At 69.3% G+C, this 18,886-nt stretch carries 20 protein-coding genes; 8 read left to right on the top strand and 12 right to left on the bottom strand.

The window, feature by feature from the left end:
- Positions 1–31 precede the first annotated feature (31 nt).
- The 7 genes from KPL57_RS58945 to KPL57_RS58915 form a co-directional block, all read right to left on the bottom strand.
- A complete protein-coding gene (locus tag KPL57_RS58945) occupies positions 32–280 on the bottom strand; it encodes a hypothetical protein (protein WP_226358736.1) in 249 nt (82 codons plus the stop codon).
- Between the two features lie 4 nt (positions 281–284).
- A complete protein-coding gene (locus KPL57_RS58940; RefSeq protein WP_226358735.1) occupies positions 285–1,109 on the bottom strand; it encodes a hypothetical protein in 825 nt (274 codons plus the stop codon).
- Positions 1,106–1,483 carry a hypothetical protein gene (locus KPL57_RS58935; protein ID WP_226358653.1) on the bottom strand — a complete coding sequence of 126 codons (378 nt, stop codon included), beginning with the start codon at positions 1,481–1,483 and terminating at the stop codon, positions 1,106–1,108. The genes KPL57_RS58940 and KPL57_RS58935 overlap by 4 nt, the downstream gene beginning before the upstream one ends.
- Positions 1,484–1,581: 98 nt before the next feature.
- Positions 1,582–2,424, bottom strand: a complete 843-nt coding sequence (locus tag KPL57_RS58930) for a hypothetical protein (protein WP_226358734.1) — start codon at positions 2,422–2,424, stop codon at positions 1,582–1,584.
- A gap of 319 nt (positions 2,425–2,743) precedes the next feature.
- Positions 2,744–4,504 carry a transglycosylase family protein gene (locus tag KPL57_RS73290; RefSeq protein ID WP_374203950.1) on the bottom strand — a complete coding sequence of 587 codons (1,761 nt, stop codon included), beginning with the start codon at positions 4,502–4,504 and terminating at the stop codon, positions 2,744–2,746.
- Positions 4,501–4,734, bottom strand: coding sequence for a hypothetical protein (locus KPL57_RS58920; protein WP_226358733.1), 234 nt, complete (start codon positions 4,732–4,734; stop codon positions 4,501–4,503). The genes KPL57_RS73290 and KPL57_RS58920 overlap by 4 nt, the downstream gene beginning before the upstream one ends.
- Positions 4,735–4,808: 74 nt before the next feature.
- Positions 4,809–6,893, bottom strand: coding sequence for a family 16 glycosylhydrolase (locus KPL57_RS58915; protein ID WP_226358732.1), 2,085 nt, complete (start codon positions 6,891–6,893; stop codon positions 4,809–4,811).
- A 173-nt stretch (positions 6,894–7,066) separates the two neighbouring features.
- On the opposite strand from KPL57_RS58915, the gene KPL57_RS68510 reads away from it, so the two are divergent.
- Positions 7,067–7,189 carry a hypothetical protein gene (locus tag KPL57_RS68510; protein ID WP_264199905.1) on the top strand — a complete coding sequence of 41 codons (123 nt, stop codon included), beginning with the start codon at positions 7,067–7,069 and terminating at the stop codon, positions 7,187–7,189.
- Between the two features lie 13 nt (positions 7,190–7,202).
- Here KPL57_RS68510 and KPL57_RS58910 read toward each other — a convergent pair whose 3' ends face one another.
- A complete protein-coding gene (locus tag KPL57_RS58910) occupies positions 7,203–7,706 on the bottom strand; it encodes a hypothetical protein (protein ID WP_226358731.1) in 504 nt (167 codons plus the stop codon).
- Positions 7,707–8,399: 693 nt separating this feature from the next.
- Here KPL57_RS58910 and KPL57_RS58905 point away from each other — a divergent pair.
- The 7 genes from KPL57_RS58905 to KPL57_RS58875 all read left to right on the top strand — a co-directional run bounded on the left by KPL57_RS58905 (position 8,400) and on the right by KPL57_RS58875 (position 13,908).
- The gene (locus tag KPL57_RS58905) at positions 8,400–8,861 is read left to right on the top strand and encodes a hypothetical protein (RefSeq protein ID WP_226358730.1); all 462 of its coding nucleotides are present in this window, start codon (positions 8,400–8,402) and stop codon (positions 8,859–8,861) included.
- Positions 8,862–8,949: 88 nt separating this feature from the next.
- The gene (locus tag KPL57_RS58900) at positions 8,950–9,552 is read left to right on the top strand and encodes a hypothetical protein (RefSeq protein ID WP_226358729.1); all 603 of its coding nucleotides are present in this window, start codon (positions 8,950–8,952) and stop codon (positions 9,550–9,552) included.
- Positions 9,543–10,736: a hypothetical protein gene (locus KPL57_RS58895; protein WP_226358728.1), complete on the top strand. Its 1,194-nt coding sequence runs from the start codon at positions 9,543–9,545 to the stop codon at positions 10,734–10,736. The genes KPL57_RS58900 and KPL57_RS58895 overlap by 10 nt, the downstream gene beginning before the upstream one ends.
- A 66-nt stretch (positions 10,737–10,802) precedes the next feature.
- Positions 10,803–11,417 (top strand): disulfide bond formation protein DsbA, encoded by a 615-nt coding sequence (locus KPL57_RS58890; RefSeq protein WP_226358727.1) that lies wholly within the window; start codon positions 10,803–10,805, stop codon positions 11,415–11,417.
- Complete coding sequence (locus KPL57_RS58885; RefSeq protein WP_226358726.1) at positions 11,410–11,964, top strand: hypothetical protein; 555 nt, start codon at positions 11,410–11,412, stop codon at positions 11,962–11,964. The genes KPL57_RS58890 and KPL57_RS58885 overlap by 8 nt, the downstream gene beginning before the upstream one ends.
- Positions 11,965–12,037: 73 nt before the next feature.
- Positions 12,038–13,429 carry a TraM recognition domain-containing protein gene (locus tag KPL57_RS58880; protein WP_226358725.1) on the top strand — a complete coding sequence of 464 codons (1,392 nt, stop codon included), beginning with the start codon at positions 12,038–12,040 and terminating at the stop codon, positions 13,427–13,429.
- Positions 13,426–13,908, top strand: coding sequence for a J domain-containing protein (locus KPL57_RS58875; RefSeq protein WP_226358724.1), 483 nt, complete (start codon positions 13,426–13,428; stop codon positions 13,906–13,908). The genes KPL57_RS58880 and KPL57_RS58875 overlap by 4 nt, the downstream gene beginning before the upstream one ends.
- A gap of 351 nt (positions 13,909–14,259) precedes the next feature.
- Here KPL57_RS58875 and KPL57_RS58870 read toward each other — a convergent pair whose 3' ends face one another.
- The 4 genes from KPL57_RS58870 to KPL57_RS58855 form a co-directional block, all read right to left on the bottom strand.
- Positions 14,260–15,066, bottom strand: coding sequence for a hypothetical protein (locus KPL57_RS58870; RefSeq protein WP_226358723.1), 807 nt, complete (start codon positions 15,064–15,066; stop codon positions 14,260–14,262).
- A gap of 893 nt (positions 15,067–15,959) precedes the next feature.
- A complete protein-coding gene (locus KPL57_RS58865; protein ID WP_226358722.1) occupies positions 15,960–16,355 on the bottom strand; it encodes a hypothetical protein in 396 nt (131 codons plus the stop codon).
- The gene (locus KPL57_RS73285; RefSeq protein ID WP_374203951.1) at positions 16,352–16,435 is read right to left on the bottom strand and encodes a hypothetical protein; all 84 of its coding nucleotides are present in this window, start codon (positions 16,433–16,435) and stop codon (positions 16,352–16,354) included. The genes KPL57_RS58865 and KPL57_RS73285 overlap by 4 nt, the downstream gene beginning before the upstream one ends.
- Positions 16,416–18,773: a hypothetical protein gene (locus KPL57_RS58855; RefSeq protein WP_226358720.1), complete on the bottom strand. Its 2,358-nt coding sequence runs from the start codon at positions 18,771–18,773 to the stop codon at positions 16,416–16,418. The genes KPL57_RS73285 and KPL57_RS58855 overlap by 20 nt, the downstream gene beginning before the upstream one ends.
- Positions 18,774–18,886: the final 113 nt, after the last annotated feature.

The following is an 18,886-nucleotide window of genomic DNA, read 5'->3' as shown; positions in this document are numbered from 1 at the left end:
GCAACCAGATCGAACCGCGTCAGATGGTCGATTAGGGCGAGGGGTGTCGCGGCAGCATCGCCAGACCGGCCGTCCACACCGACTCCAGGACACCGACGACACCGGCCTTGACGTAGCCGCTGATGGCGGTGGACATGGTGTCCGCCGGGTTCGCGGCGATCCCGAGCAGCGCGTCGCTCAGACTCGCTTCACCGGTCTCCGGCGGAGCAGGTTCAGGCGGTGGCGGGGTCGGCGGTGGTTGGGTCGCCCACCCGGTCCGTCCGAGCACGTCGGCGGTCATCGGATCAGGTCTCGGTATCCGGCGGCGACCGCTTCAGCGGTCCCGGGCCACGGTGACGGTGGGATCGCCGGGCGTTGGCCTGTGACGATGCGCCACTGCTCACCGCGGGGTGTGCGACGCGGCGCATCGCTTGGCAGTCTGCGACCCCGGCGCTGGTGACCTGGCCGATGTAATCGGCGCTGTACTCGCCCAGCACACACGCCACGACGAATCGGTCCCCGACCGTGCCCTTGATCAGGGCCGCCCGCGGTGTCCACGTCATCGACATCCCGGGATAGGGCCCGTGCGCGGGCAATCCGGCCTTCTTCCGGAAGTCTGTCAACACCAGGGCCAACCATGCCTGGGTTCCGGGCTCGGCGGAGCCGGGCTCGACGATCGAGTCGAACGCACGCGCGTAGTCGGCTGGGTCCCCGCTGAGCATCCCGGCCTGGGTCATCGCGACCAGCTGCGCGACCGCGCCCTCCGGTGTTGCGGGGAAGCTGTCGGGCACCCACACGCCGACCGTGCGCCCCGCCGGAGGCAGCGTGATCGGCGGTCCAGCCGTCTCGGTGGTCAACGTGTGTGGCTGACCAGCGGCCGCGGGAAGCGCCAGCATCGGCGCGGCAGCGAGTTCCTGTTCCGAGGCCCACTCCCGGGCCTCCACGCCTGCCGCCGCGGGTGGAGCGGCGGGAGCCGGTGCGGGTTCGTCGCGTCCGCCGAGCCAGCCCATGATCGTGTAGACCAGGCCGGCGACCAGCAGTGTCGCCAGGACGCCGACTCCGGCGGCGATCGCGTAGCCGCGGCGCCGGTTCGGCTCCCGCACCACCGGCGGCGTAGACGGAGTGGTCATCCGAAGTCCCCGGTCGCGATCGTCTTCAGCAGGTTCTGGCCGGACGCCCAGAGCACACCGGCCAAGACCGAGGTGCCGACCATCCCGGCACCGATCGTCGCCGCGATCCGATTGCCCCACAGTCGTCCGGCGCCGATGGTCAGGACACCGAGGAAGAACAGGACCGGCACCGACCAGCCGGCCAGCGACATGATGACACCGCCGAGGTAGTCGGCGGTGTCACCGAACCGGCCGGGCAACGGCCTCGGTACCACCGTCGGCAGCTGCGGCAGGCCTTGTTCCTGCCCGGCCGGCGGCGGCGCAGGCGGCGGCTGCTGACCCGGAAGCCCAGCACCGAACCACCCGGCGCCGAACCGGCCGGCACTGAACCACACAGCATTATCGGAAATAGTTCTCAACACGGGGTGCTCCTCAGCGCAGCGAACACGGACACGGACACGGCGGGAACCAGCTGTCAACGGCGGTGTGCTGGTCACGGGCCTGGTCCTCGGCCTGGTCCTGGGGTGTCGCGGGCGGCGGCCGACCCGGCCAGGAGGTCGATCACGCCCCAGGAGGCAAGCAGCGGTCGGAGTGCGTCGGTGACTTTGTCCGGTAGCAGGTCGGGAGTGACACCGTCGGCTTCGACCGCGGCGTTCGGTGGGATGAACACCGCGTCATCGAGCAGCGTCGACAGTCGTGGCCCGGTGGCGCCGTCGATCCCGACCGGCCAGCGTTTGGCGCCGTTGACGACCAGCGCGCACACCGGTGCCGCGACACCGGCCTGTACCCAGGTGTCGTGGCGGGCCAGGACCTGCTCGGCGGCGCGCAGCGACGGCCGCGTAGCGCGCACGACCAGCACCGGGCGCGGCATCGGCTCCCCGCCGCGTAGCCAGCCTCCGGCACCGGAGGTCACCGACGCTGCGGCCCGCCAGCCGCCGTTGCCCAGATCAGCGACGGTGACGTGCAGCGGTCGCGGCGGCGGGGACGGGAGCCAGTCCGGCGGCGCGGGCACCATCCCCGGTGTCACACCGGGGAGCGTGGTGTCGAGGCGGGCCAGCAGCGCACCGGTGCCGGGACGGCCCCCGCGCCAGCTGTAGCGGACCTGGACCTGGTCGGTGACCGGGCGGGTCCACGGCCCGTCCGCGCCGGCGGCCTGAGCGAGACCGGACCGGGCCGGATCGTCGGCGTCGATGAGCAGGCAGCAGCGTTTGTCTGGTGGGGCGATGTCGGTGATCGCCGCGGCGACCGTCGATGCCCCGCGGCGGGGGACCCGGCCAGCACGGGGATGACCGCGCCGAACGGTGTCCAGTCCGCCGCCCCGACGTGGTCGGGCCACACCTGCCGGGCCCGGGCTGTCACGGCGGCGACCGTGGCGCCCATCTGCTCAGCCAGGGCGAGCGTGTCGGTAGGACTACCGGCGCGGGCGGTACGGGCCGCGGCGACGGCGGTCAAATCCACGATCATCTCCACATCCGTTGCATCCAGGCCCGCCCCGACGGCGCCGCGGCGGGCGGCGGTACCGAGCAGGTGACACAGCTGCGGGACCGACCGCGGCCGCGCAGCCGAACCGGACGCGGGCAGGCCGGGACCTTCCACGGCGCGGTCGTCGGTGCCGTCGGTGCCGTCGGTGTCGTCGGTCGAGTGGGTGGCGGCGGTCATCGGAGCCCGAGTCGCTTCGAACAGGCCGGCCACGCCGCCCAGCCCTGCACGGCCTGCACGCGTTTGGCGACCTCGATCTGCTCTTCCCGGCTGGCCTCGTGCGCTTCGCCTTCGCCGCCGAACGCCCGCCAGGTCGACGGGGAAAATTGCAGGCCGCCGGCGTAGCCGTTGCCCGTGTTGGTGCTCCAGTTCCCGCCGGACTCGCAGTGGGCTAGCTTGTCCCAGGTCGAGCCCGCCGCCGAGGTTGCGACTCCTCCGTCTGTCACCGGCGGCGGCTCGGCCCCCACCCCGGCCCTACGCGGCTGCTCACCAGCAGCGCCGCCACGAGCGGCGTGGTCATCGGTAGCGGCCACGCCGTCCTCGGCCCGCTCACCAGCAGCGGCGTCTCCGGTGGTGTCGTTCCCGGCGGCACCGGTGCCGCTGTCGGTGCTGGTCGTGCGGCTGCCCTTCACACCGGTGCCGGCACCGGTGCTGGTGCTGGGGCGGTCGAGGGCGTCGAGGAGGTCCTGGGCGACCGGGTCGACCTCGGCTGCGGCGCGGGCCTGCGCGGTCAGCTTCTCGATGCCCGCCGACACCGCTCCCGCACTCGACGACACCGCCCCACCACCTGCGGCGCCACCAGCGGCGCCGTCGCCGTCGGTGCTGCCGCCGCTGCTACCGCTGCTGCTGCTGCTGCCGTTGGTGGTGTCGGTAGTAGTGGTACGGAGCTGGTCGAGGGCGGCCAGGTCGGCGGGGTCGGCGCCCAGCGCGGCGAGCCGGTCACGATCCAGGGCGTCGAGGACGGTGACGCCGACCTGTGTGGCGTCGCCGCTGCCGTCGGCGCGGATCGCGGTGAGCAGGTCGGTGACCATGCCGATCGCCGCTCGCGCGGTCGCAACGTCCTCCGCTGACGGTGTTTGTCCTGGGCTGGTCTGCACGTCGGTGACCACACGGTTCGCCGACGAGGACGCTGGGGTCGGTGCCGCGCTGATCGGTGCGGGATCGGTCGCGACCTGGTTGTCGTCGTCCCGGCCGCTACCGGTGGTGCGCGCGCCCGTCTTCTCACCGTTGCCGGGGTTGGGGCGGGGGTCGGCGCTGGGCGTCGGTGCTGGTGTTGGTGTTGTCGTGGGCGGTGAGGCTGCTGTGGGCATCGCGGCGGTAGCGGCCGGTGCCGCTGGTTCACCGGTCGGCTTTTTCTCCGCGGGCGGTTGTCCCGGCGCCGCCGGAGGCGGGGCCGGTGGCGGGGCCGGTGGCGGGGCCGTGCGGTGCTGGTCGGTGCAGGCTGCGGGGACCGGCGGCGCCGCAGCCCGCGGCTGCTCCGCCCGGTCTGGCGGTGCCGCTGCTGTGGCTGGTGTGGTGACTGCGGAGCGGGCCTGGTCCAGTGCGCCGACCGCGGCATCGGCGCCGGCGCCGGCGGCGGTGTCGTCGACGAGATCGGCTGCGGGTGGCGGCGTCATCAGGTCGGCCGGTGTCGGGCCGCGCCCGGCCGCGGCGAGGCGCACACCGACCTCCTGGACCTGCGGATCGGCGCTGTTGAGGTGGTGGAGCTGGTCGGAGACGTCCACGGCCTGCTGCCGCCACTCGACCGACTCGGTCGCGGGCCGGAACCCGAGATCGGTGATCTGCCCGGCCAGAGCTCGGTCGGCTGGGTCGTCGGACAGGGTGAGGTGGGTGAGCAGCGTCCGGGCCTGCGCTCGTGTCGCGGTCGCTGCGGCGTGCTGACGTGCGGCCTTGCGATTATCGCAAGCTCCGGTCGCGGTCAGCCCGAGCACCGTCACCGGCCCTGCCCCGGGTCGGTGGTGAGGGCGGTGGCGGTGTAGGCACCGGCGCCGAGTAGCGCGGTCGCGGTCAGGACCGCGACCGCGGACCGACGCACCACCACCGACGGCGGCGCCGACACCCGGGCAGGCAGACGGTCGGACAGGCGGCGGCGGGGGACGTGGTCGGCCCACGACGGCCGCGCCGCACGAGACGACCGTCGCCGACGCGGACGCGGTAGCGGGGACATGCGGGGAAAACCTCCAGGTCAGCAGGTCAGCAGGGGGCCGAGGAGCACGAGCGGGTGCGGTAGGTCAGGTGCGGCTAGGACCTGCCGGTGTTGTTGTTGATCTCGTCGGTGATCGAGGTCGACGAATCCGCATCGGTCGAGCCGGCGCTGCCGCCGGAGGTCGTGGACGAGCCCTCACCTGCGGCGAGGCCCCACTGCTTGACCCAGTCGACCTGCATCCGCCCGGACTCGCCGTCCCCGCGCGGGAACCAGTCCAGCTGCAAACAGAGGTGCATCGGGCCGGGCGGCAAGATCGAGGTGTCGGTGGTTTTCCACCATTCGCGGCCGTCGACGAACGCGGTCACACCGCCGGGTGTCCACTCGACCGCGTAGTTGTGCCACCGGGTGGCGTCGATCTGGAGTTCGCCGTGGACCTGGGAGTTGTCCGCGCCGTAGTGCAGGAACAACTCGATCTTGTCCCGGGACGGATCCATGATCTCGGCGAAGTCGATCTCCCCACCGATCGGGAAGTTCTCCTCGGTCGGCCACAACAGGGCCAGCGCGTTGTAGGAGGGGGAGCCGGTCGGGGCGCGCATCCGCACTTCCCACCGTCCGTATTTCTGGGAGTGCGCGGTCCAGGCCAGGCCGGCGGTCGTGCCGTCCCCGGTGCCGTCGATGGTGAGGACACCGCCGGCGACGGTCGCCGCAGCCGGGGAACGGACACCGTTCCCGGCATGCCCGGGGCCGTCGTAGGCGTTCCATCCCGGTCCGAGCGTGGTGCCGGTGAAGTCGTCGACGACGTCCGGGGCGCCCCAGCCGAACATCTCACCTGCGGTGTCGCCCTGGCCGGGCCCGGACGGCAGCGGGGAAGAACCGGCCGGGCCCTGTGCGTCCTGCCCGACCTGTCCGGTCTGTGCTGGATGTTCGGTGGATCCGTTTTCATGATCATCCGGGTGGTTCCCGGCCTGGTAGCAGGTGGCGGGGATGAAGCCGGTCTGGTCGGCGCCGACGCTGGTCAACGCCTCCCGCCACATCTGCGCCCGCTCGGAACGATCGCCGTCGAGTTCGGCCAGGACGTGCACCGCGGTGATGCGCCAGCTGCACTCGACTCGTGCGTCCGCCGGGACAGGCGCGGCCGGAGCGAACGCGACCGCCAGCGACGTCACCGCTCCCACCACGGCGGTGACCAGCCCGGAGCCGATCACCGCATACCGGCCTGACGGTCGGCGTCGGTGGTCGGCGCGGAAACCGTGGGAAGCCAGACCGTGGGTGCGGTGCTGGAAACCGTCGGCGACCACCGCGGCGAGTTCGAGGACCGCATCCCGCGTCGCGGGGGCCAGGGCGTCGAGGTCGATGATGTCGCCCGTGGCGAGGTGTGGGTCGGCGGGCAGTTCGACCACCGCCCGCACCCTGGAGGCGAAGTAGTCGCGGATGACGGTGTCATCGACATACCGTGACTGGCGATCACAGGACAGGACGACGACGGCGTCACGGACCAGGTCCCGATACGGAAACCGGCCCTGGTCGTCCTGGTGGGTGGCGAGCCACTGCAGCGTCCGCGCAGCCCGTGACGCGCCGTCTTTCGTCGGGGCGCCGACCACGACCAGGGAGTCGGCGTGGCGCAGCGTGCCCTGCATCGCCGAGTGCACCAGGCCGGTCCCGCAGTCGGTGAGCAGCAGCTCGTGGTAGATCGAGAGCAGCCGCAGGACGCGTTCGTAGTCGCGCTCGGAGAACATCTCCGACAACTCCGGGGCCTGCTCCGAGGTGAGCACGCGTAGACGTCCGGCGAGGTGGGTGTAGCCCGACAGCTGCGTAGAAGTACGGACCTGATCCAGATCCCGCAGCAGGTCCCGCACCGTCCGCCGCCCAGCCTGGGCCTCCCCGACCAGGCGATCCCCGAGCGTCCCCGCGTCCGGGTTCGCGTCGATCGCGATGACCCGATCCCCGCGGTACTCGGCCATCGCCAGACCCAGCACACCGGTACACGTCGTCTTCCCGACACCACCTTTGATGCTGCCGACCGCGACGGAGAACGGCCCGGACAACGGTGTCGTGACCCGCCGCACCTGGTCCTTCAACCGCAGCTCGGCCTCGGACAGGCCCGGATTCCACCGCCCAGCCGTGAGCGCGTAGACGGCGGCGCGCCAGCCGTGTGTCGGCGCCGCGAGCTTCGGGCGCACCACATCAGCGAACGCACCACCATCGGAAAACCCGGGTGCTCCAGGTGCGGAGCCATCACCGGCCTCGCCGCCGGTGTCGGTGCTCCAGAACGCCGCCGCCGGCGGTGCCGCCACCGGTTCCAGCGGCTCGACCGCCGGGCGCGCCGACCGCTCGCCCGGATCCTCAGGAACCGATGCTCCGCGCCGGCGTCTCGGCCGCGGGCGGCGTACCGGGAACCGCCCACGCCGCAGCATCTCCGGTCAACCACGACGGCGTCCCGCCCGACTCCGCCGCCTCCGGCGACGACGACACGTGATTACTCGACGACATCAACGACCACCGCCTGTTTCGTCAGCGGTGGGACCGGTGAGCAGACCGGGATCGACGACCAGACGGCCGTCCTCCGGAGCGCGTGTGACGGGCACCGTCATCCGCACCCAGCACGCCTCACCCGCGGCCCAGGCCGCGTCCGTCTCCGGCGGCGCGCAAGAGCGGCCGACCATCCCCGGCACCGCCGCCACCTCCCCGACCTCCGGACCATCGACATCGACAGGCACACCGCCGGTGGTGTCGACGCGGACATACGGCGTGGCGCGGACGACGACCTCGACGAACACCACCGTGTCCGACCGGCGATACAACCGGCCCGGCAACGGCGCATCCGCACGCTGACGGCCCGCGCCGGCCCAGCCCCACGTACACGCCTGCGCATCCGCGAGAACTTCGCGCAGGACCTCAGCGCGGCGCCACGGCACGTCCTCGTCGAACGACTGGAAATCGCAGGCGAAGCGGGCAGCGAACGCCGACGCCTCCACATCCGACACGGGCTCCACCGAACGCACCGCACGGGCGAACGACGGCTCCGCCGGGACACGGTCGAGAGGCCGCCGCCGCGGCGGCGCCGCCGCTGGGAACGCTTCGTCGAACCTGACCTGCGGCGACGCTAACTCAACATGGTCACCAGGATCGGGCGCAGCAGAGCAGTAGTGCCGGTCAGCCCCTCCACGCTGCGCTGCTGGACGGTCCGGTCGTGGGCGCCGCGAGGTAATGACGTGCACGGATGCGGTCCCAAGCTCATCCCGAGGTTCTGCGCTGTCGGCCGCCGTGTCCCTGGGACCGAGTCCTGGCGCTACCAGCCACGGAGAGACGCACTCGGCGGGACCGGGGCTGCTGCGTCGTGACATCAGACCGGCCGATCGCAGCCGGAGACAGACGGGAAACCGGAGTACTGCACCGACTGGGGCCGGCAGCGACAAGGTGCGGCTGTCGCCGCTGTCGCTGGGGCTGGGCGGTGGCGGTGACGGTGGCGGAAGCCGACGTGCCATGCTCACTCTCGGTGCGCGAGTGGCGGACGCAGCGCATACTTCGCCGCTAGCGTTCCGTCATCGCCCAGCCACTGTCGCTGCATGCCCCGCCTCCACTCAGTATTCGATATACCGAACTATATGCTACTGTGGAAACACGATAGCATCAGCACTTCACCCTGTCGAACGACTGGGTGGTTGGGCGAGGGAAAGGTTGCGGGGATGGCCAGGAAGAAGCAGGAGCCGATCGAGCCGCCGACGGCGGGATCGAGCTTCGCGGAGAAGCTGCGCTACCTCCAGGCGAAGACGATCCAGCCGGACGGGTCGGCCTGGTCTGCGCAGGCGGCGGTGAACGCCATCACAGCCACTGGCGCTGCGATGTCTCCCGCATACTTCTCCGAGATGCGCTCAGGGGCCACCGCGAATCCGTCGGCGAAGGTGATCCAATCGCTGGCCGACCTGTTCGGCGTGAGCCCGGCGTTCTTCTTCAACGATGCAGCCGCTGTCGAGCAGGAAACAGCCCAGATCGAGTTGGAAGTCGCGTTACGGGAAGCGCATATCGAGCATGTGGCCGCGAAAGCCTCACAGCTCAGCCCGGCCCAGCAGGCGGCTTTTAATCGTGCGTTGACGCAGGTGGTTCTTGGCGGTGACACAGCTTCACGCCCGGCTGCCGCTCCTGAGTAGCCCTCAGTCTAGGACGTTCATTCACCTTTAGTCGGGGGAAGAGATCGAGAGGAACCCTCGTGCTCGGTAGATATCGACTGCTCCCCCAGTGGAAAAGGAAGAATTTGTCGAAAATGGCTGGGGGGGGGGCGTGACTCACGACGGCGCCACTGGGATCGAGCAGCGGACCAGCGAGCCGCTGGATGCCAGCCTCTTTCGACTGCTCGCCGAGACTGGCATGAGGATTCCGTTTTGCATGGATGCGCTGCAGGAACGAATGGCTGAGGTACTTGGGGTTCCCATCGTGACACAGCGGATTCCGGTGGCGACTTCGTCGGGGACCGGAGCCGTTATCTATGATTCGACGGAGAAAAGCTACAAGATCATGGTCCAGGGTGCCACTATCTGTCGCCACCAGGACTACATCCTTGGCCACGAACTCGTCCACATATGGCGGGATCACCTGAATGATCCCGCCACGGAAAAAACCCGGTTCATCTGCAGTCGGACCAGGATCGCTCTGCCATCACACTCCAGTCCGGCTGAGCAAGCGAAAATTGCTCGGCTGAACGAGATGGAGACCGAGGCCGACGCAGGCGGTCTCATTCTCAGTTCGTGGACCAAACGGAGCCGTCCCAGCTATCTCCAGGTCAGTGACGATCCCGTTCTCGCGGACCTCACCTACACCCTGATGGGGTCCCGATGGAAATAGCTCGACTCATCCAAATTTTCCTTATCATCGTTCTGGTCGTCACGGCTTCTATCAAGACCTACGACTACTATCGGCCAGGCCCGGATATCCCCCGAGTGATCCGGAAGCAGGCCGCATGGCTCGGCATCAGCGTCTGGTTCGTGGCAGTAGGCAATATCCTCAGCTTCCCACAGGTGAGTGCCGCCATCGACAGCGTCTCCTGGGTGGGCGCTGGAAAGATCGTCTTCAACGGGCTGATCACATTCGGTCTGGGATTACTGGCCGCTTATTTCTCTAGTTTGCGCTACCGGAATGATCGACTCATTCGCTTGGTCCCCCGCGCAGCGGCGGTCGTTGTCGCAACGATGCTGCTGTTACAGCTCATTACCCCGGTCGAGCTGCGGTCGCACACCATCATGAACCCGGGTAACGGGTACCCGACAATAGTCCTCTCCTACTTCATCGGTGGAGCCTGGTTCATCTGGACGACCGCGAGCATTGCCAGTTTCGCGTTCGCGCTCGCTCGTAAATCCACCAAAGCTCTCGCTGGGGCGTGTTCACTCCTGGGGCTGGGTTGCACGCTCTTTGCGCTAGCATCGGTTTCGCGGCTCGTTGTCATCACGCACAATTCGCTTCAGCCGCCTGACGCCGCTATCTCTGCGATCAATACCGCCAACTTCATCGCGAGCAGCGTCGGGCAGCTCTGCGCGGCCCTGGCGATCATCGTGTTCGGGATTCTCCGACTCATTGACTACCGGCAGAGGCGCTGGGCGATCAGCCATAGCGACACCCTGCGCAACCGTCTTGTCGACACCATCCCCGGCGTTGAGATCGACATATCAGACAACGGCGATATCGCTAAACTGTTCGACCAGGCCGACAGCCCAGAGGGCCAGTTCAGAGTCTCATGCGACTACGAGAAACGACTATTTGAAGTCATCGAGGGACTTCTCCGGATAAGTGGCGTCCTGAACCAGTTCCTCGAAACGTACGGTCCGACGCCCGCGCCCCGCGAGTTCGCGGCAGTCGTGTACTACGCCACCAGCTTCACGCCGCCACTCAGCTCGCAAGACGCGGCGGCGCCGAGTCCTGCGCTACTTGATCTACTCTACGGCCACAATGATAGCGAGACTGCCGCCGCCGACGCCGTCTACTTCCTCGTCCAGGTATCGCAAGAATTGAAAAAGATGACCTTTGGAGACTAGCTGGCCCGCTGGCGCGACCCGCGACCCTCAACAACAACATGGCTAGAAAAAATCAGGATGCGCCCGATGAAACTTTCGACTGAAGACCGGATCACCGTGACCGCCTACATCGATCCGGTGTGCCCGTATGCGTGGGTCACGTCCCAGTGGCTACGAGACGTCGCCCGCGCCCGCCCTCTCGACCTGGACTTCCGGACGATGTCCCTTGCGATCCTCAATCAGGACCCGGCCGATCCGCTGGAGCTGACGCGGGGTTATGAGAGTGCGTGGCGCCCGGTCCGGGTCGCGGAAGCGATCGCCGCGACCCGCGGGCCCGAGCACCGTCACCGTTACTTCTACGAGTTCGGTCACCGCTATCACGACCTGCGGGAACGTCCCCGCGACACCGTCCTACGCGACACACTCGCCGCCCTCGACGCCATGACCCTCTACGGCGCCGCGGACGACCAGGTCTGGGACGAAGCGGTGATCGCCAGCCACCACGCCGCCCTCGACGGGGTCGGCGACGACGTCGGCACCCCGATCGTGCGGATCGGCGGGACGGGGATCTTCGGACCGGTTCTCACCACCGTCCCCGACACTGCACGTGGCGCGGCGATCTTCGATGCGGTCGCGACGTTGATCGCGCACCCGGAGTTCACCGAACTCAAGCGCACCCGAACGACGAGTAGCGATGAGTGACCTCGCGAAGGTGCTCGCGGCGCGGGCCCCGGACCTTCCGGATATCCCGTTGTTCGGTTCGGTGACGGTGGGTCAGGTGTTCGTGGCGGTCGCGGCGGTCGTGGTGCCCGCCACGGTGGTCGGGCATGTGCTGGTGTTGTGGGCGTGGGCCCGCGGCTGGGAACCGCGCCGGCTGCGCAACCTCGCCCTGGTCGTCGTGGCCGCTGCGGCGCTGGCCGGGCCGATCGTCGGCATGCTGCCCTGGTGGGGCCTGGAGCTGACGGCCTCGGCGGTGCGTCAGGCATGGGACGGGCACTACCTGCCCGCTGGGATCGACTCCGCCGCGGCGACCGCCCCTCTGGTGGCGATCACGTCCTGGGTGTGGTGGCACTTCTACACCAAGCGGATGCGGTCCGGTGTCGCCCAGGCCGCCGGGGAACGTCACGTCCGCCGCCAGCTACACATCCGCGCCGGTGCGGCGGCCCGCCGCGCCCCGCCGCGAGCGCATCCCGCTGGCCCACACCGACCGCACCGGCACACGCTCGGTTGTCCTCGGCCCCTGTTATGACACTGTCCGCGCTCAACCGGACCTGCTCACTGACACTCTGCGGCGGCGCGCCGCGCCGTGGTTACAGGTCCCGATGCCCGCGATCGCCCTTCACGCCGTCTGCCTGGCCGAGACCGGCGCCGGGAAGACCACGATGCTGGTGCGCTGCTCAGCCAGCTGGGCCGAAATCACCTGGACCGCCTACAACCAGCAACAGCACGGCGCTGCGGGATCACGGCCGTTGGTGATCTTCCTGGCGGCGAAAGGCGGCCCCGACGCCGACACCGACGCCCACGAATGGGCCGACGCCCTGGAAGAGCTGGGACTGTCGCCAGACCGGATCGGGGTGTTCCCGTTCGAGACGCGGCTGAACATGTGGCGCATGCCCGCCACCCAGCTCCGCGCCGCCCTGCACAAACTCGCGAAAACCGATCACCGCTTCTACGACGTCCTCCAACGCGGCCTGCTCCACCTGATCATCGACGCACCGACCGAGAAACCACCCGCATCCTCGGCGGAGTTCCTCCAACGCCTCGACCCGGCCTGGCTGGCTGCGGCGTGGGCGGGGCATCCGGTCGAGGAACGCGCCATCGCCGCGTTGACCAAGACCACCGGCGTCGGAGCGGGCGCCTCATCGCTGGACTCCGACCTGTTGCTGTTCGCGGATTTGTTCCGCAGCATCGGCGGCGACTTCGACGCCGGCCAGCCCTTGTCGGACTTCGACGCCCTCTACGTCTCCGTGCCCGGCGCCACCGACCAGGTCGTCGCCGCCACGAAGACCGCCGTCCTCATCGAACTCTTGACTTACGAACTCGGTGTCGCCCACCACGGGCAACGCCGTCAGGTGTTGTTCGTCATCGACGAGTTCTCCGCGGTCTCCGGTGACACCGCCGGCGACGTCATCAACCTCGTCGAACGCCTGCGGTCGCTGGGCGGCTCGGTGATCGTGTCCGCCCAGTCCTATGAAGGCCTCGCCGACACCGAAGACCAACGCCGCCGGCTGCTGGGCGCGATGGGCGGCGGCGCCCTACTCGGCCGCACCAGCAACGCCGAAGCGTTGGCCGAGCGGTTCGGGACGCGGCTGGTCGACGAAGTCGGCTACCAACTCGACGGTGGCCGTATGACCGGTGTCGGCACGATACGGCGCCAGCACACCTACCTGCTCGATCCGAACCGGCTCCGCCAACTCCCCCGCCACCACCTCGCCTACGCCACACCCGACCAGGTCATCTACGGCGTCGTCGCCCCACTCACCGCCGCGCCCGCGATCGTCGGCTCGCCACGGCGGACCGCACCCACCGACGGTCCGGCCCTGTCCCGGCGCCGACTCACCGCAGGCCAGGCCGCCGCGATCAACCGGCGCCTCCGCCGACCCGGCACCACGACCGGTAACGGCGCCCGGGCCACCGGCGGCGGAGATGGCCAGGCCCCGGACTGGACCGGGGACGACTGGACACACGACACCAGCAACGAGGACCCACGATGAGCCCGAGCCCGAGTGTCCATCCTGAACAGGCGCGGGCCGCCGCAGCGGCGCTGCTCGGTGTCCCCGCCGGCGCCTCACCTGAGCTGCTACGGACCGCGTGGCGGGCCGCCGCCCGCCACCACCACCCCGACCGGGGCGGCGACCCGGAACGGTTCATCGCCCTGACCAGCGCCTACGAACTACTCACCACACCACCAGCGCCACCGCGAGCAACTCCACACACGACGACACCGGCGGGCCCGGCGGGGCCGGCGGGGCCGGCGGGGCCGCGCGCGTCGGCGCCGGCCATCGGTGGACTTCTGTTCCTACGGGCTTTCGGGCTGCTCACTGCCGTCGGTGTCCTCACCGCTGGTCTCGCCCTGGTCGCCGCGCCGGTCGTGGCCGCGATGGTCGCGGTGCTGGGCGCGGTAGCGGCCGCCCACCATGTCTACCTGGCCGCCGCCCACGCTGAATCCCGCTCGCCGGTAAGCGGTCCCTGACCGTGGGGCGGGCGCCGTCCAGACCGCGCTTACTCCGACCGCGAAACAGGAACTCCGGCGCCCGCCACCAGCGACGATAGCCTCAACCGGTCGTCGTGTGTGTCCGACGAGGTCACCGGATGCCCGACGACGGACCGACACCACGCCCGTCTCGACGGCTGCTCTTCCTCGATACAAGGCCGCCCGAGCGGTGCTCAGGCCGCGGGCGCCGTAGCCGTAGCGGGCTGGAGCCGGGCCCGGACCTGCCCGTCAACGGCGTTGTCGCCGGAGACGAGGACCTCGAGGCTGCTGGTTCATCCGGTCTGTTCGTGGTCGGGGCAGGTCGGGTCACGCCCACCGGCCTCATCGTCCTCACCGCGCCGACCGCCGCGGCGCCGGCTCCCAACACGGAACCTCGGTGATGTCCCGGATCGCCCACTTCAGCTGCGGCGCCAACGCCTCCGGGGACCGCGCCCGCGCCCGCCGCGCCCGGTCCCGCTCCAGGAACTCCCCCGCAACATCCTGAACCTGCCCCAACACATTCGGCGCGCACCAATACATCACACCGACACACTCCAACTCCCGGGCCCGGGCCACCACCGTCGACAACAAACCCTTCACCATATCCGCCTCCCCATTCTTCGGCGGCGACTCAAGATAGCGTGACCGTGTTTTCCGCGACAACTCCACCTCCACCAGAGCGCGGCGCCCATCCGGGAAAACCTCAACCCCATCCGGCATATGCGGCACCGGCACACCACGCGGACGCCACCCCGTTAAATGCTGCAACGTCCGCTCCGACACCCACCGCCCCACATCTAAACCCACCCGATGAAACCGCACCGCCGCCACCGCACGCACATGCCCCGACACCGTCTGCCGCGGCCGCCACCCCGGCACATCCCACCCCAACAACTCCCGCACCAACGTCCGCGACGGCCACACCCACATCGCCCCCGCATCCACCTTCCCCGTACACACCCACCCCGCACGCTTCCAACGACCCACCACCGCATGCGCCGCCTGCGCCGACACCCCCAACACACTCGACAACAAATCCAGAGGCAACCCATACTGATGCGCAGCAATCTCCAACAAACCCGTATCCCGCGCCGTCAACACCACCGACCCCGCATCCCGACGCCGCGCACGCACCCGCTCACCGACTTCACCCAACACCACAACCACCCTTTCCTGCTACCCATCCAAAATATTCCGCCAACAACATCGCACACCACCGAGGCGTCAGCGAGGCGAACAACCCCACCCGCCGCAAAAGATCACCACCCAACCCGACCACCCCGATAAACCGAGGATTTGACTACGCCGATGCGCAGCGAGGCGAACAACCCACCTACGAACAGATACGCCCAACCCAACCCGACCACCACCTCCCCCACAGTCTGTTGACTTTGACCTTGACCTTGCTTTTTTAAAGGCATTGAACTTCGTACTAGAACACTGGGGTCACTCCGTGACCCGGTCGGGCTGGGGGGCCGGGGCCCGACACCACCCCGGCCGTCAGCGAAGCAGGCTGGGGGTGGTGTCGGGCCCCGGCCCCCCAGCCCGACACACTAGACCAGCAGGCCACACGCCCAAACTGACCACGACCAGCAGCAGAAAACCCTCAACGCCGCTTCTCAGGAGCTTCCAGCCGCTTCAAAGCCGTATCAAAGCCCATCAGCGATCCGACACACCCGCACCGCCGCCACGGCCGGGCCGCCTGCCAACCCGTCAACACTCCCGGAGGGCAGGCACCAAGAACGCCGAAAAACGACCATGCCCCGGCGCGAAACCAAACGCCGACCGTCAAGAAAAGACACTGTTTCAGCACGAACACTGTTTCAGCACCGAGAAAAGACGCCGCCAATCCGCTTCCCGTCCTCACCCACCTTAGGGCAGGCCGCGGCCCGGATCGACTCGCCGACCGCCCGACCGATAGCACTTCATAACGAGCGCCACCGCGAAACCCGAATCACCGACAGAACAAACAATCAACCCCCACAGGAAATGCGGCACCCAACCCCGGACCGCAGCCCTCTCCCCGGCTCACCACCGCACACAGAAACAACTCACCAATACCGCATTAAAACCCCGACACTGAACGGCAACTCCACACCATGATCGGTCAGCAGCCGCTCCATATCAGCGCGCGTGAGCGACTCACCGTCCTTCAACGCATAGAACGCCATCTTCTCGACATCAGCCATGAACGCCGGATGCGCGGCACACCAATCCTTGACCTTCAGCTTCACCGCGGCCCGCTGCTTCTTTTTCTTCGGCGAAACCGACGTGTAGCCATGCGCTCGATGCGCGTTCTGCGCCGACCTATAGCCGTAACCCTGCGCGTCATCGATAACCTCGCCAGTAGCGACATCGACAACGACATACCGCAAATCCCGGCCACGCGACAACGCGGTACTGATAACCACCTTCACGCCGCGACTAACGCCATTCTCGGGGCTCACCCGACCTCCCGCACACAACCCGGGCAGACCCGCCCAGGACAAATGTCGTCACCGCACACCTCACACTCGACGAGCGTCATCGACACTGCCCTCCAGGTCAACATCCCCATCGTTCAAACGGCAGTCCCCCGCCGCCGGGTTCTCCTCGCGCCGAGAAAGGTCGACAACCTGGTAACGACCCCGCACCACACGAATAATCCGGCCATAGCCGATCAGCGCATCCAGCGCGTCATGCACCGCAGCTTTCGACGCGGTCACAGCATCGACCAGCGCCCCGGTCGTCGCCGTCCCGCCCGCGACCAAGGCCAAGACCTCAGCCTGCACCGGGGACAACACCACCGCCGACGCCGCCAGTTCCACCGCAGCGGCAGACTCCCCGTCGGCGCTGGCGCGGCTAGCGCGGCTGGCGCGGCTGCCCCAAGGTGCTCGCCGGGCCCCCCGACCGGCCGCGACGACGACGGCGGCCCCACCGGCGGCTCCACCAGCGACACTGTCGTCGTCGCCGAGAGTGTGGGTGCCGCCCAGGCCACCGACCTGCCACCGCCCGCCCACGGGCGGCCCGAGCACCGCGGTGACCGCAGCCTCGTCGAGCGGATGCAACGCCGGCTGGGCGAAGTAGCGGTCGAACGCCGCCGACGCGGTCAACGCCGGCGCCGTCAGGCCCTTGCTGACCATCCGGGCCGCGTCCGCATCGCTGGGCAGCCAGTCCCAGCGCACCGGCGCATCCAGATGGGCGTGCACCGCCATCCCCGGCACCGGACGCCGCGGCCGCCCATCATTGAGCGGCAACTCCGCCGGATCGAACAACAGGCCGGGCACCAGATCCGAAGATGATTTCGAGTTCGTGCGGAACGCGACCACCTGCGAGGCGAACGCCGACCGCGCATGATCACCGCCCCACGCGGCCTGGCCTTGGGACTGGTTCAGCCCGACCAGCCAAATCCCCAGCGCCCGCACGGTGTTGACCGTCTCGGTCCACAACGCGGCGACCTTCGGATCGTGCGCGACAAACGAGTACTCGTCATGAAGGAACATCCACCCAGGCACCTGCTCGCTGGGGAAGATCAGGTCGGAGCCGGCCTCGGCGGCGATCTGTGCCCGCGCGGCCAGGATCGCAGTCACCAGCCGCGGCAGCGCCAGCACGTTCTGCTTCCCGATGACCGCGACCCGCGCCCGGCTGGCCAGGGCGGTCGAGGAATTCCCTTTCGGATCGGCATACAGCAGGTTCAACACACCGGTCGACAACGCTGCGGTGGTCAGGATGTTCGTCGCCCCGGACTTCCCACCCCCAGTCGACCCGACAACCGCCGTCGGCACCGTCCCACCGTCATCCCACATCAGCACATCCACCTCGCCCGAGCCGTCGATCGACCGGCCCACACCGCGGATGGTCCCGTCATCGACGCGAGGCGCGGTGAACAACCGGGTGTCGGCGACCGGATCGGTGTGAATGATCGTCAACCGCGCCCTGTTCGCGCCCTGCCCGCGGCGGCCCGGGGCGAACAGGACCCGGTCGGCGTCGACACCGAGCCCACCGGCCAGCCGCACTCGATGGGTGACCAGGTCCTCCACGGTGTGCGCGCCCGGCCGCAGCACCACATCGAACGTGGTCGTGTGCGCGTCGTCGGCGCGGCCGGTCAACCGCGAACCGGGAACCTTCCCGTCCTTCGAACCGTTGGTCTCCGCCCACGCCCGGCACAACGGATCGAGTTCGGGGTCCCGCGGCGCCGACGGCGGCACCACCGGCGCCGACAACGCCGCGACCCGCGGCCCGAGCGGATGCGCCCGCCACCACCGCGCCCCCACCGCCGTCGTCCCGAGCACCGCGGCAGCACCCAGCAACGGCGACGGCCCCGCCACGGCCAGGCCGTAGGCCAACGACGACGCCCCCACCGCGCCGGCGGCCAGCTCGGGCCACCACCGGCCCAGCACCACTCGGCTCAACACCGACCGGTAACGAGCCGCGACCACCACCGCACCGGCAACCGGCACCACCGCCGCCGGTCCGGCCAGCACGGCCGGGCCGACATCGGCCACCACAGCGGCGGCCGAGCCGAGCCAGTGCCCGCCCATCCCAGCCGCACCACCGACCGCGGCCGGGACCCACGGCCACCGTCTGCGCCGGTTCCGATCCGCGACCAGGACTCGACGCGCGTTCTCCGCGCGGTCATCACCACCAGCCGCGTCGTCGGCCGTGTCGACACCTGCCGGGACGACCGCGCTCGCCACCCGCGACCAGAACACAGCCGCCGCACCCGCACCGGCTGCTGTCGTCGTGTCGTCGACACCACCGTCGCGGACGCGGGCGGCCTGGCGGGCCTGCGCCCGCGCCTCGGCCCGCTGCGCGGCGAGCCGAGCGGCATGTTCGAACCGCGTCTTCCGCGTGATCGTCTGCGTGGGCTTCGTCGACCGGGTCATGACCGGCCTCCCTTTCTGTTTTTCTGCTGGTCAGAACCGTGCTGATGGAGCTAGAGCGCCCGCCCAGACACCGACCGGAGGTCGGGATGCCTGGGCGGGACTCGAAACCCACC

The organism is Pseudonocardia sp. ICBG601 (assembly GCF_020496245.1).
This window is presented reverse-complemented; position numbering and strand designations above follow the sequence as displayed.

What these genes read in the sequence shown, in the direction of transcription:
- KPL57_RS58880 (WP_226358725.1), top strand. Translation starts at nt 12,038, where the DNA reads ATGCCCGCGATCGCCCTTCACGCCGTCTGCCTGGCCGAGACCGGCGCC.
- KPL57_RS73285 (WP_374203951.1), bottom strand. Translation starts at nt 16,435, where the DNA reads ATGACGCTCGTCGAGTGTGAGGTGTGCGGTGACGACATTTGTCCTGGG.
- KPL57_RS58945 (WP_226358736.1), bottom strand. Translation starts at nt 280, where the DNA reads ATGACCGCCGACGTGCTCGGACGGACCGGGTGGGCGACCCAACCACCG.
- KPL57_RS58905 (WP_226358730.1), top strand. Translation starts at nt 8,400, where the DNA reads ATGGCCAGGAAGAAGCAGGAGCCGATCGAGCCGCCGACGGCGGGATCG.
- KPL57_RS58855 (WP_226358720.1), bottom strand. Translation starts at nt 18,773, where the DNA reads ATGACCCGGTCGACGAAGCCCACGCAGACGATCACGCGGAAGACGCGG.
- KPL57_RS58890 (WP_226358727.1), top strand. Translation starts at nt 10,803, where the DNA reads ATGAAACTTTCGACTGAAGACCGGATCACCGTGACCGCCTACATCGAT.
- KPL57_RS68510 (WP_264199905.1), top strand. Translation starts at nt 7,067, where the DNA reads ATGCTCCGCGCCGGCGTCTCGGCCGCGGGCGGCGTACCGGGAACCGCC.
- KPL57_RS58920 (WP_226358733.1), bottom strand. Translation starts at nt 4,734, where the DNA reads ATGTCCCCGCTACCGCGTCCGCGTCGGCGACGGTCGTCTCGTGCGGCG.
- KPL57_RS58875 (WP_226358724.1), top strand. Translation starts at nt 13,426, where the DNA reads ATGAGCCCGAGCCCGAGTGTCCATCCTGAACAGGCGCGGGCCGCCGCA.
- KPL57_RS58940 (WP_226358735.1), bottom strand. Translation starts at nt 1,109, where the DNA reads ATGACCACTCCGTCTACGCCGCCGGTGGTGCGGGAGCCGAACCGGCGC.
- KPL57_RS58895 (WP_226358728.1), top strand. Translation starts at nt 9,543, where the DNA reads ATGGAAATAGCTCGACTCATCCAAATTTTCCTTATCATCGTTCTGGTC.
- KPL57_RS58885 (WP_226358726.1), top strand. Translation starts at nt 11,410, where the DNA reads ATGAGTGACCTCGCGAAGGTGCTCGCGGCGCGGGCCCCGGACCTTCCG.